The following is a 12333-nucleotide window of genomic DNA, read 5'->3' as shown; positions in this document are numbered from 1 at the left end:
TCGCATATCGAAGGGACACACCCATGGCCACCAGTAAACCGCGTATTGATCGCCGTATCGTTCGCAGCCGCAATGCCATCCTTTCCGCTTTTGAGCGCTTGCTCATGGAAAAGCCGCTGGCAGACATTACGGTGAGTGCCATCGCGCGCGAGGCCAATGTCGACCGTAAAACCTTCTACGTGCACTTTGGTACGGTTGATGGCTTGCTCGATGCCATTGCCGTCGATGTGGTGGAGATGATTGTCGACTCGGTCGAGAAAACGCTTGCTTCCATGGACGGTGACACCAACGAGCGCGCCCTGGGCGCGGCGGCGACCTTCTTTAAAACCGTTAACGAGGCGCTGTGCAACAACCTGGTGCTCAATCGTCAGCTGATCGAGAACATTCCGCTCGATGATTTTATGGCTCGTCTTCGTGCGCCGCTCGAGCACGAGATTGCCGAGCGCGATCTGCTGCCCCACGGTCTCAAGGACGAGATGTTCGACTACTATCTGGCGTTTTTGCTGTCGGGTATTATCGGAATCTATCGCACATGGGCGCTGTCTGACGGCTCGGTTCCTATCGAGCGCGTCTCGGAGGTCGCCAACGACCTGACTCTCAATGGCCTGTCGAGTCTGGAATCTCGCTTGGATTAGGCGCAGGCTCGAGTTCGCGAGGCGCTTGTCGGGGTGCAGCCCGATCGACCAGGCGACGAGCATCCCGCCGAAGCAGTCGATGACCGGGCTCAGGTAGACCTTCTCGCCGCCCGGGAGCCTGAACTCGGTGATGTCGGTGAGCCACAGCAGGTTGGGCTCGTCGGCGTGGAAATTCCTGTTTACGAGGTTCTCCGGCGCCTTGTAGACCTCGCCGGCGTAGGAGCTGTAGCCTGAGGATCCTTAAAAGAAAGTCCAGTTTATCCTTTCCACCCCAATTGGGAATCCTCCGATGCGCCTTCGCACGCTCGCATGACCTCGATACCGTGCGAGCGTGCGAACTCGACGAGCTCTGCGTTGCGGGCGTTAATGGTGCCGAAGGCGGCGGGGCACACGATAAGGCGCGCGCAGTGGACGAGGAGCTCTTTGGCGCGGGCTATGGTTTTATCCCCGATCGGCTCGAAGGCGCGCTCGGCCACGCATTCCGCCGCCAGGTCGCGCGCTAGCTCGCAGTCGATGTCCCCTTCGTGCAGAACGCCCGTGTAGAACGCCTTGCCCTGCCGGATGAGCTGGCGAAACACAGCCGACCCCGTACCTGCGCCGGCGATGACGAACGTGTGCGCATCGCCGTGCGGGCGTCCAATTTCCACGCTGCCGAAGCGCTCGTTGAAGGTGCCATGTTGAAGGCCGTAGAGCTCGCCAATCGTCTCGCGCGTGAATATGTCCTCGGGTACGCCGGCGCGGAAGACCCGGCCGTCCTTCACGCAAATCACCTTGTCGGCGCTTTTCTGCGCGAGCTCGAGTTCGTGGATGGACATGATGACAGCCACATTCCGCGATTTCGCAAGGTGGCGAAGTATTCGCAGCAGGTCGATCTGGTAGCGGATATCGAGATACGACGTGGGCTCGTCGAGCACGAGCACACGCGGATCCTGCGCGATGGCGCGTGCGAGTATGACGCGCTGGCGTTGCCCGTCGCTTATCTGCATGAAGTCGCGCTCGGCGAGCTCTTCCACACGTGCGGTTTTCATGGCCTCGTCGACCCGACTATGGTCGTCGGGCGAGAGTGTGCCCATTCGCCCGGTGTAGGGGTGCCTTCCCGCCTCTACGACATCGCGGCAGGTGAGGAGCTCGGTCCGGGGGCGATCTGTCAGCATAACGGCAAGGTTCTTTGCAAACTCCGCCGTCTTCCATCGGGAAATCTCCCGCCCGTCGAGCTCGACCGCGCCGGCAAGCGGTGCCAGATGGCGTGTGATGGTTTTTAAGATGGTCGACTTGCCCGAGCCGTTCGGCCCGATGAGCGCCACGACGTCGCCCGCGCGAACCTCCAGATCGACGCCTCCGACTACGACCTTCTTGTCGTAGCCCGCCGACAGGTCGCTTATGTGGAAAAGCGGCGCTCCGTCAGCCTGCGTTTCGACCGTAGTTTCGAGGTTCGGCTCCGCTCGGAAGAGGCGTTCCGCGCGCAGTTCCGCACGAGCCGAAAGTGCCTTCTGGCGCTTTCGTGCGAGCTCAGGACTGTCTAAGCATGGAATGTCCCCTCCGAGCGTTTTGGGCCGCGGCACGAATTCCCGCATCTACCTCACCCGCTTCTTCAACATGAGCGCGATAACCACCGGAGCGCCGAAGATGGCGGTGACGGCGCTGATGGAAAGCTCGACGGGAGAGAACAGCGTGCGCGCGATCAAATCGCAGCCCGCGCAGAAGATGGCGCCTCCCAAGAAGCACGCAGGAATCACGCGGATGGGCTTCGACGACTTTAGCGCCGACTTCACGAGATGCGGAACCGCGATGCCTACGAACGACACCGGACCAGCGAACGCGGTCACGCAGGCGGAGAGCATGCTCGCTAGAAGGACGAGCACCACGCGGAAGCGTTCGACGTTCACGCCGACGCTTTTCGCGTAGGCTTCTCCCAGCTGGAAGGCGGAAAGGGGCTTCGATATCGCGAATACGCATGCGCTCACGGTGATCACCACGACCGCGATGACCGCGATGTCGTCCCAGCTCGAACCCGAGAAGCTACCCAAAGACCAGTTGTGCAGGTTCACGATGGACTGGTCGTCGGCGAAGGCGATGAGGAAGTTCGTCGCCGCCGAGCAGATGTATCCCACCATGACGCCCGCCACGATGAGCATGGCCATGGAACTTATGCGCCGTGCGATGAGGAGCACGAAGCCGATGGTGATAAGCGAGCCCAGAAACGCTGCGGCCACCATGGCCGGCGAGGACATGGCCTGGTTCGCGCCTAGAAGTACGATCATCGTAAGCGCGACGACGAACTTTGCGCCCGAGGAGACGCCCAAGATGAACGGGTCGGCGATGGGGTTGTTGAAAAACGTCTGCAGCAGGAACCCGGAAAGCGAAAGTGCCCCGCCGAGAAGCACGGCTGAAAGCACGCGCGGCAGGCGAATCTCCCAGATGACCTGGCTTTCCATGGAATTGGCCGCGCCGCCCGAAAGGATGCCGGGGATGTGGTCTGCGGGCACGAGCACGCTCCCGATGCACAGGTTGGCCCCGACGAGCACGATGAGGGCAACAGCGAGCAGCGCCGTCACGACGTGACACCGCGCGGCGCGCCCCGATTCGTCGTATGCCATGGAAAGCCGGCTTCTCATGGCGCTAACCGAGCTTCCTCAGATAATGGAAGTCGCTCGCGTCATCGCCGGTGAACGCCCCGTGCAGCTCGTCGATAATGTCGGCGGTAGAAGTCATCTGCTGGTACATGTCGGCGCTTGTGACCCAGACGTTGCCGTTCTTCACGGCTTTGAACTGCGACAATAGCGCGTTTTTGCCTACGAAGTCGTTCAAGGTGGCAACCGATTCGTCGATGGTGCCGTTGTAGACGATGATGTCGGCATCCTTCGCTGTCGCGTAGAAGCGCTCCATTTCGAGCGTTACTGACGAACCTGACGTCGACGCCGTCTGCGCGTCATCGAGCGCGTAGCTGCCGCCTGCAAGCTCGATCATCTGCGCCACGTAGTCGCCCGCCCGCCGCGTGACGGCGGCCCCGTTCGAGTTAATGTAGAAATACGCCACGGTTTTACCTGACGACGCGAGCCCCGACGTTTGCTCGACGCGGGCCTTCTGCTCGTTGAACAGGTGCGTGGCCTCGTCTTCCTTGTCGAACAGGACGCCGAAAAGCTTAATCCACTCGACGCGCCCGAGTGCTTTGGGCTCGCTCGACGACTGTTCGGTGAGCACGACGAGCCCGAGCTTCTGCAGCTTTTCCTTCACATCGGGCGTGTGGTTGATCATGGTGTTCTCGATGGCGAGCGTGCAGCCCGAGGCCGATATTCGCTCGTAGTCGGGCGCGCTGTACTTGCCGCCGTAGGCGATCGCCCCACTTCCGAGCGCGCTTTTGAAGCCCGCGACCGAGCAATCGTCGGCTTTCGTGCCCGACATTAAGATATTGTCGTTCGCATCGAGCGCGTCGACCAGGCACATCGTCGCCGACGACACGAGGTACACCTTGTCGGCGGGGCGCCTTATGACCGCGATGTCGGAGCTTAACCCATCAGGTACCTTCGCATCTTGCGGCACCACGAGGAAGCGCTCCCCGTTCGAAATGCAGATAAGCCGCAGGCCGCCTTCGAACTCGTCGACAGTGAAGTGCTCGGCGTATTCAAGCTGAAGCGCTCCCGTCGGCTCCCAGCCGCAGCCCAAATCGGCGTTGTGGAAGTCGGCCGCGGCGCTTGAAGCCGTTCCCGCAGGGGAGCCGCCGCTTGCATCGTCGCCCGATTTCTCCTTCATGGTGGATGAGTCGAAGTGGAGCGTGTAGTCGATGGTGTGCGGCGTCGACATGGCGACGGTCTCGGCCGACACGGCGATGTCCTCGTCGAGCGTGACGGGTATCTCGAACGTGGAGTTGCCGCCGTCGTTTACGGGCGCGTAGTCCACGCCGTCGACGGTCATCTTGTCGTAGTTCGAACTCGACCAGGTGATGGTCGCGGTGTAGGTGTCGCCATCCTTCACAATTGTGGTGGGTGAGGCGATGCTTGCGCGCCCTGACCCGCCGGAAAGCGAGACGCTCACCGTGTATTCCTGAGAGCCCGCCGTGCCACCGGTCGCGTTCGGGCTCGCACTGCACCCCGCGAAGGGAAGCGCGAGCAGGGCGACGAGAACGCAGGCGATCGCGCGCGCCGCGATGCTGTGGAGCTTCCTGTTTTCCCCCTTGGGAAGAATCGACCGCATGGCGTTACTTCAGTGCGTCGGCGCGCAGATCGACGCCGGCGGATTCGAACACAAGTGTGCGGTCGTACCACTGCTCTTTTCTAATACTCCACGCGGCACAGGCGGTGTCCTCGTCGAGCGCATCAACGGGCACGTCGTAGGTGTACTTGCCTTCCGCGTTTTCCACATAGGGGATGAAGTCGGCCTCGCTCGCGGCGGCAGCCTCGTCGCCCGTGCCCATGAAGAGCTTGCCGTAGCCCGTGCCGGAAAGCGTCATCACGCAGTGCATGGAGCCGTTTTCCACGATGAGCTGGGCGTCCACGATCCTGAACATGTTCGAGCTGGAATCTACGGTGATTGGATAGGTGCCGTCGGCCACCTTGTCGGCGGTGATGGGGGCAGCGCTTGCGCCCGCGGGCGCATCGGCCGCCTGTTCGGTCTTTTCCTGGGAATCGGCATCGCTTGCCTTTGCGCTGTCGATTGAATTTCCGGCGCAGCCGGCGAGCGAGAACGCGCAAAGCGCCGCCGACAGGGCGAAGACGAGGGTTTTCTTCAACATGGAGGGGGTTCCTTTCAATCGCTTCGACCGTCCGCGCCGTGCGGTGGGCGGTCGGGATGCGAATGCAACGGGCATGCGTCGTCAGTCGGGGAAAGGCGCATGCCCGTTGCACGGGGACGCGACCGGCGCCCCCGTGCGCGGCGAGTTTACAGCTTGGCGATGGCGTCGTCCACGTGCGAGACGTAGATGTCGTCGACCGCGACGTTCTGTCCCAGACCCTGGAGCAGGCACGTCACTTCGAAGCCGGCGGCCACGAACTTCGCAGCCCAGCTGTCGGGGTCGGTCTCGTCTGCCATGTCGTTGTTCGCGTGGTCGCCCGCGACCACCATGAACGGCGCGAGCACGGCCTTCTTGTAGCCTGCGGCGCTCGCGGCGGCGATAACATCCTCGCAGGTCGGTTCAGCCTCGACGGTGCCGACGAAGAACTGCGTCAAACCCTCGTTCTTGAACACTTCCTGCATCTTGGCATAGTCGGCGTTGGAATCGGCTTCGGTGCCGTGGCCCATGAGGCACAGCGCCGTCTCGCCGTCGTCGAAGGACGCCATGTTCTCCTTAATGGCTGCGGCCACCTTTTTGTAGTCGTCGTCGGAGGTGAGCAGCGGGTCGCCGAGCGAGATCTTGTCGAACTTGTCGGCGTACTTGTCGAGCTCGTCTTTCACGTCGGCGTATTCCAGGCCAGCCATGAGATGCGTCGGCTGCACGACGATTTCCTTCACGCCGTCTTCCACGCAGCGGTCAAGCGCCTCGGTCATGTTGTCGATCGTGATGCCGTCGCGCTTCTTCAGCTTGTCGATGATGATCTGCGCGGTGAAGGCGCGGCGGATGTCGTAGTCCTGCCAGTACTTCTCGCGGATAGCGTCTTCGATGGCGCCGATGGTGATGTGGCGCGAGTCGTTGTAGCTCGTGCCGAAGCTCGTGACGAGGATGACCGGCTTCGCGGCCTTCTCCTTTTCACTAGATTTCTCGGAACTCGCGGAGGTGTTGGAGCAGCCCGCGAGCGCGACTCCGGCGAGCGCGACGGCTCCGGTTGCTGCGGCGCCCATGAAGCCGCGGCGTGACATCTGGTCGGACATGGTTTTTCCTTTCCTCGGTTTGCCGGTCCCCCGGCGACAGTTGCTTGTCGGCACAAGCGAAAGAAAAGCGCACCCCTCGGGGTTCACAAGGAGCTAACGCCACGGCGATGCCGTGAGGAAAAGGCGAAGCAGTCTGGCTTGGGGCGCGAGGCGGTTCGCCCGCGCGTCCTATACAGTAATGTCCCTTGCCCAGGATTCCCACCTGGTTCCCTCCGCAAGCCAGCGCGGGCTGTGCAGGCGCCGCGCCGGTCATTTCCTTTTATCCGATTGTCATATGCTCGTTGCCGAAACTTTTACTATGATAGTGGGCACTTGTGAACGTGTCAAAGCCAGCGCGGGCGGCATTGCGCCTCCTGCCTGCGTATTTGCGCCGATTGCTGCCGCAGGCGCCGTGTTTTGCCCGCTGCGCGAATGGCGGCGTAAACGGTTGCGATGAGAAACGGGAAGGGAAGGCTCGGATGATTCATATCGTTGGCGCAGGCTCTGGCGCCGCCGACCTTATCACGCTGCGCGGGGCGCGCCTTCTGCACGCGGCCGACGTGGTCGTTTGGGCGGGGAGCCTTGTGAACCCCGAGCTGCTCGCTGAGTGCAAGGAATCCTGCATCGTCTACGACAGCGCGCACATGACCTTGGAGGAAGTGCTCGACGTGATGTGCGCGGCAGATGCGCGGGGCGAGGAAGTGGTGCGCCTGCACACGGGCGACCCGTGCCTGTACGGCGCCATCCAGGAGCAGATGGACGCGCTCGACGCGCGCGGCGTGGACTACGAGGTGGTGCCCGGCGTGTCGAGCTTTTGCGGTGCCGCGGCGGCGCTTCGCCAGGAATACACGCTGCCGGGAATCAGCCAGTCGGTCGTGATCACGCGGCTTTCCGGGCGCACCCCCATGCCTGCGGGCGAGGGCATGCGCACCATGGCGGAAAGCGGCTCGACTATGGTCATCTTCCTGAGCTCGGGTATGCTCGCCGAGCTTTCCGCCGAGCTTTTGGCCGCGGGCCGCAGCTCCGACGAGCCGGCGGCGCTCGTGTATAAGGCGACCTGGCCTGAGGAGCGCGTGGTGCGATGCACAGTGGGCACGCTCGCCGATGCGGGCGCGCGAGAGGGCATCGACCGCACGGCGCTCGTGGTGGTGGGCCGCGTGCTCGGAGCTCGCGGCGGGCTTGCGCACGACGGCGCGCAAGCGGAGTCGTACGAGCGCAGCAAGCTTTACGACCCTTCGTTTGCCACGGGGTATCGGAAGGCGAGCAGCTAGCGTGGCCTTCGAGCACTACATATATACCGGGACGACCCGCCTGCGCTGCGGCTACACCACGGGGAGCTGCGCCGCTCTCGCGGCGAAGGCGGCCTGCGAGATGCTCTTGTCACGAAAGACCGTGGGCCGCGTGTCGATCGTCACCCCCGGCGGGCTGCCCGTCGAGACGGACGTGGTCGACGTATGCATCGGCGAGGGGTGCGCCCAGTGCGCCGTGCGAAAGGACGCAGGCGACGATGCCGATGTGACCGACGGCGTGCTCGTGTACGCGCTCGTGGAACATGCGGGGCCGGGCACGGGCGCTGCGGGCAGCAAGGGCGTGCCCGCGCGCGAATCGGAAGTTTCCGTCGATGGCGGCGTGGGCGTGGGGCGCGTGACGTTGCCCGGGCTTGAGCAGCCGGTGGGGGCGGCCGCCATCAACGCGACGCCGCGCGCGATGATCACTTCGGCGGTGCGCGAGGTGTGCGCCGCGCACGGCTTTTCTGGAAATATTGCTGTGACGATTTCGGTACCCGAGGGTGTTGCCCTTGCCGAAAAGACCTTCAACCCGCACCTGGGGATAGAGGACGGCATCTCCATCCTGGGTACGACGGGCATCGTCGAGCCGCGCAGCCTCGCTGCCTTGCGCGACAGCATCGAGCTCGAGATCCGGCAGCATGCGGCTATGGGGCGGCGCGGAGTCGTGCTCACGCCCGGCAACTACGGCGGGCAGTTCATCTCGGGGCATTTCCACCTAAACGGTGCGCCGGTGGTCTTCATCTCCAACTTTGTGGGCGATGCGATTGATTGCTGCGTTCGCGAGGGATTTACCAATGTCCTTCTTGTGGGACACATCGGCAAGCTAGTGAAGGTCGCGGGCGGCATCATGGACACCCATTCGCGTACCGCCGACTGCCGCGCGGAGATTCTGGCCGCCCACGCGGCCTTGGCCGGCGCGGGCGCGAAGACCGTGCACGAGATCATGTCGTCGGTCACGACCACGACGGCGCTTGAGGTAATCGAGGCCGCCGGCGTGGGGGATGCTGTGCGCGCCTCGCTCGCTGCGGCAATCGAGGACAGGTTGCGCCGCCGCGCGGCGGGCGCATGCGACATCGCCGCGGTCGTGTTCGACGCCGGGCGCCGCGAGCTTTTCCGCACGTCGGGCGCCGATGCTGTTATCGGGGAATTGGGGGCGACGTATGAGTAAAGGCGTGCTGTACGGGGTGGGCACGGGGCCTGGCGACCCCGAGCTGCTCACGATCAAGGCCGTCCGCACAATCGAATCGTGTCCGGTCATCGCCGCACCGCAAACGGCGGACGGGGTCATGGTCGCGCTTGACATTGTGCGCGGCGCCGTCGACCTTACAGGCAAGACGGTGATCCCCGTGCGATTCTCGATGACGCGCGACGCCGAGCGCCGCGCGGCCGAGCATGCCTCGCTTGTTCGCGAGCTTGTCGCGCACCTGGATGCGGCCCGCGACGTCGCGCTGCTGAACCTGGGGGACCCAAGCATCTACGCCACCTTCCAGCGCATAGCGCCCGACGTGCGCGCCCGCGGGTTCGAGGCGCGCGCCATTCCCGGCGTGCCGAGCTTCTGCGCGGTCGCCGCGGCGCTCGAGCGCGACCTCACGCCCGAGATGTCGTCGCCTCTGCACATCGTGCCCGGCGGCTACGATGACGTTCGCCGCGCAATCGGCTGGCCGGGGACGAAGGTGGTCATGAAGGCGCGCCGCTCGCTTGCGGACACGAAGCGCATCCTTCGCGAGGAGGGTGCCTTCGACGGTGCCGAGCTCGTAGAGGACTGTGGGCTTCCGGGCGAGCGCGTGTACCGCTCGCTCGACGATGTGCCCGATCGGGGCAGCTACTTCTCGACGATGGTGGTGCGCTAGATGAGGGTTTCCTGCATAGCGTTCACTGAGAGGGGGTATGCGTTGGCGGAGCGCACCGCACGCGCGCTTTCCGATTGCGCGCAGACAGGTGAAGATGACTCTGGCTGGAACGTTTCCGTTTCGCGCGGGTTCGGCGAGGGGAAGGCCGACCTGCGCGCATGGACGGCGCTCGCGTGGGAAGCGTCGGACGCGCTTCTGTTCGTGGGCGCGGCGGGCATCGCCGTGCGGGCGATCGCGCCGCATGTCGCCTCGAAGGCAAACGATTCCGCGGTTGTGGTGATCGACGAGGCGGGGCGCTTTGCCGTCTCGCTTTTGTCGGGGCATTTGGGCGGTGCGAACGAGCTTGCGCAAACTGTGGCACGCGCGGCAGGGGCCATCCCCGTCATCACCACGGCGACCGACGTCCGCGGCGTGTGGGCGGTGGATACGTGGGCGCGCTGTGCTGGGCTCGCCGTTTCGAATCCCGAGGCTATCAAGCGAGTGTCGGCGCGGCTGCTTTCGGGCGGGCGCGTGGCGCTCTATTCCGACATGCCGATTTCGGGACAGCCGCCTGAGGGGGTTGACATTGCGTCCGACCGCGCTCGGGCCGATATCGTCGTGTCGCCGTTCGCTGGCGCGAATGCAGGTGCGTCCGTTCGCGCGGCGGAGACAACGGGCGAGGTCGTGCCCGCCGGTGTGACGGGGAAGCCGGCGGGCGTGCGGGCGCAGGCGCCTGCGCCCGAGCCGCTTCACCTTGTCTTACCCTGCATCGTTGCGGGCATAGGGTGCCGTCGCGGTGCGTGCACCGAAGCGATCGGGGAGGCGTTTCTTCTCGCGTGCGGGCAGGCGGGCATCTCGCCTTCGGCCGTGCGCGAGGCGGCGACGATCGACGTTAAGGCGCGCGAGGAGGGTCTGCTCGCCTTCTGCCACGCGCGCAGTATCCCGCTCGCGACGTATTCCGCAGAGGAGTTGTCGCAGGTCGAAGGCAGCGTTTCGCCATCTGATTTCGTGCGCGCGACGGTGGGGGTCGACAACGTGTGCGAGCGCGCGGCGCTCGCGGGCGGGGGCAAACTTTTCTTCCCGAAGCTCGCTCACGGCGGCGTGACCGTCGCGTTTTCCAAGGTAACTATCGAACTTTCGTTTAAGGAGCGGTGATGGGAAAGCTCTTCGTGGTGGGGATTGGCCCGGGCGGCCCCGACGGCATGACGATTGCGGCTCGGCGCGCGCTCGAGGCGGCCGACATCGTTGTGGGGTACACGAAATACGTGGAGCTCGCGCTCGCCGCCGTGCCCGACGCGGCGCATCTCGCGACGCCGATGATGCACGAGGTCGAACGGTGCCGCCTGGCGCTTTCGCGCGCGCAGAGCGGAGAAGCCGTGGCGCTCGTGTGCAGCGGTGACGCGGGCGTGTACGGCATGGCGAGCCCCGTGCTGGAGCTTGCGGAGGACTACCCCGATGTAGACGTGGAAGTTATCGCCGGGGCCACCGCGGCTCAGAGCGGGTCGGCGGTGCTCGGCGCCCCGCTTGCCCACGACTTCGCGGTCGTGTCGCTCTCCGACCTGCTCACGCCGTGGGAGGTCATCGAGCGCAGGCTCGCTGCCGTGGCGAGCGCCGACTTCTGCATCTGTTTGTACAACCCGCGCAGCAGAAAGCGCGCCGACAGGCTCTCGCGCGCGGCGAAGATTATGCTCGAATGGAAGGCCCCCGACACGCTCTGCGGCTGGGTACGCAACATCGGGCGCGAGGGGCAGCGGTCGGGCATGTGCAGGCTCTCCGAGCTGGGGGAGTTCGACGCCGACATGTTCACCACCGTGTTCGTCGGCAACGCGGACACGAAGCGCGTAGGCGGCCGTATGGTCACGCCGCGCGGGTATCGGGAGATTCCATGCGAAAGGTAACGATCATCGGGGCGGGGCCCGGAAACCCCGACTTGCTCTCGCGTGCGGCGCTCGACGCGATCGACATCGCCGACGTGGTCATCGGCGCTCATCGCGCGCTTGTCGGCATCGACGTGCCGCCCGACGTGGTGAGATGCGAGCTCGTGAAGACGGCGGACATCGTCGCCGCGCTCACTGATGCGGCGTCGTGGCAGCGCGCCGTGGTCGTGATGACGGGCGATGTGGGGCTGTTCAGCGGCGCGCGCCGCCTGGTGGAGGCGCTCTCCGGCGACGCGCGGGTGGACGTGCGCGTCATTCCCGGCATAAGCTCAGCGTCGTATCTCGCCGCGCGCCTCGCGCGTCCATGGCAGGATTGGCGCTTCGCGAGCGCTCACGGCGTGGCGTGCGACATCGTGGCCGAGGCCGAGCGCGCAGGTGAGCTCTTCCTCGCCACGTCGGGCGGGGAAGACCCCTCGCGGCTTTCGGGCGAGCTTGTGCAGGCGGGCTTCGCGGACGCGCGCGTGACGGTGGCCGAGCGCCTGTCGTACCCCGACGAGCGCATCACCTGCGCGACCGCAAGTGAAATCGCAGGTCAGACGTTCGACGACTTGAACGTGATGCTTATCGAGTTCGCAGGCTGCGCCGGGTCGCCTGCGGGCTCTAGCGCAGCCTCCGAGGCGCCGGCCGGCGCGTCTGCGCCCGCGGCGGCTTCTTTCGCGGCGGACTCTGCGGGCGCATCCCGCGCCGCGAGCTCCCGCTGGCCGTACGCTTCCTCGGGCATTCCCGACGAGCTCTTCATCCGCGGCGACGTTCCCATGACCAAGCAGGAGGTGCGCGCCGTCGCGCTCGCGAAGCTGCGCCTTACCGCGACCGACACCGTGTGGGATGTCGGCGCCGGCACGGGGAGCGTGTCGATCGAGGC

The 12333-nt window shown here is 65.0% G+C and carries 12 protein-coding genes and 1 pseudogene; 7 read left to right on the top strand and 6 right to left on the bottom strand.

Annotated elements, in window-relative coordinates; translation table 11 throughout:
• Positions 1–23: 23 nt before the first annotated feature.
• Positions 24–635: a TetR/AcrR family transcriptional regulator gene (locus DWX39_RS00545; RefSeq protein ID WP_055250431.1), complete on the top strand. Its 612-nt coding sequence runs from the start codon at positions 24–26 to the stop codon at positions 633–635.
• Positions 636–638: 3 nt separating this feature from the next.
• On the opposite strand, the pseudogene DWX39_RS00540 reads toward DWX39_RS00545, so the two are convergent.
• From DWX39_RS00540 to DWX39_RS00515, 6 genes and pseudogenes are all read right to left on the bottom strand, one after another.
• A pseudogene (locus DWX39_RS00540) lies at positions 639–863 on the bottom strand (DDE-type integrase/transposase/recombinase); the annotation flags it as partial.
• Between the two features lie 29 nt (positions 864–892).
• Positions 893–2209: an ABC transporter ATP-binding protein gene (locus DWX39_RS00535; protein WP_117758128.1), complete on the bottom strand. Its 1317-nt coding sequence runs from the start codon at positions 2207–2209 to the stop codon at positions 893–895.
• Positions 2210–3232 (bottom strand): iron ABC transporter permease, encoded by a 1023-nt coding sequence (locus DWX39_RS00530; RefSeq protein ID WP_117758127.1) that lies wholly within the window; start codon positions 3230–3232, stop codon positions 2210–2212.
• Between the two features lie 22 nt (positions 3233–3254).
• On the bottom strand, positions 3255–4826 hold the full coding sequence (locus DWX39_RS00525; RefSeq protein WP_118071983.1) for an ABC transporter substrate-binding protein: 1572 nt from the start codon (positions 4824–4826) through the stop codon (positions 3255–3257).
• 4 nt (positions 4827–4830) lie between these two features.
• Positions 4831–5364 carry a hypothetical protein gene (locus DWX39_RS00520; RefSeq protein ID WP_117716075.1) on the bottom strand — a complete coding sequence of 178 codons (534 nt, stop codon included), beginning with the start codon at positions 5362–5364 and terminating at the stop codon, positions 4831–4833.
• 146 nt (positions 5365–5510) lie between these two features.
• Positions 5511–6437 carry a sirohydrochlorin cobaltochelatase gene (locus DWX39_RS00515; protein ID WP_117583469.1) on the bottom strand — a complete coding sequence of 309 codons (927 nt, stop codon included), beginning with the start codon at positions 6435–6437 and terminating at the stop codon, positions 5511–5513.
• Positions 6438–6895: 458 nt separating this feature from the next.
• Between DWX39_RS00515 and cobM the strand changes: the two genes are divergently transcribed.
• The 6 genes from cobM to cbiE form a co-directional block, all read left to right on the top strand.
• On the top strand, positions 6896–7687 hold the full coding sequence (cobM, locus tag DWX39_RS00510) for a precorrin-4 C(11)-methyltransferase (protein WP_117758125.1): 792 nt from the start codon (positions 6896–6898) through the stop codon (positions 7685–7687).
• Position 7688: 1 nt separating this feature from the next.
• Entirely contained in the window at positions 7689–8873 is a 1185-nt protein-coding gene (cbiD, locus tag DWX39_RS00505) for a cobalt-precorrin-5B (C(1))-methyltransferase CbiD (RefSeq protein ID WP_233508818.1), read from the top strand.
• Positions 8866–9555, top strand: a complete 690-nt coding sequence (gene cobI, locus DWX39_RS00500; protein WP_117758124.1) for a precorrin-2 C(20)-methyltransferase — start codon at positions 8866–8868, stop codon at positions 9553–9555. The genes cbiD and cobI overlap by 8 nt, the downstream gene beginning before the upstream one ends.
• Positions 9556–10689 carry a cobalt-precorrin 5A hydrolase gene (locus tag DWX39_RS00495; RefSeq protein WP_117758123.1) on the top strand — a complete coding sequence of 378 codons (1134 nt, stop codon included), beginning with the start codon at positions 9556–9558 and terminating at the stop codon, positions 10687–10689. It abuts the gene before it with no gap.
• Positions 10689–11432: a precorrin-3B C(17)-methyltransferase gene (cobJ, locus tag DWX39_RS00490; protein WP_117758122.1), complete on the top strand. Its 744-nt coding sequence runs from the start codon at positions 10689–10691 to the stop codon at positions 11430–11432. The genes DWX39_RS00495 and cobJ overlap by 1 nt, the downstream gene beginning before the upstream one ends.
• A partial coding sequence (gene cbiE / locus DWX39_RS00485; RefSeq protein WP_199411422.1) for a precorrin-6y C5,15-methyltransferase (decarboxylating) subunit CbiE occupies positions 11420–12333 on the top strand: 914 nt, incomplete at its 3' end. The genes cobJ and cbiE, both read left to right, overlap by 13 nt.

The organism is Collinsella sp. AF19-1LB, assembly GCF_003459655.1.
GTDB lineage: Bacteria > Actinomycetota > Coriobacteriia > Coriobacteriales > Coriobacteriaceae > Collinsella.
The sequence above is the reverse complement of the archived record's forward strand: the minus strand, read 5'-3'. Positions and strand labels throughout refer to the sequence as shown.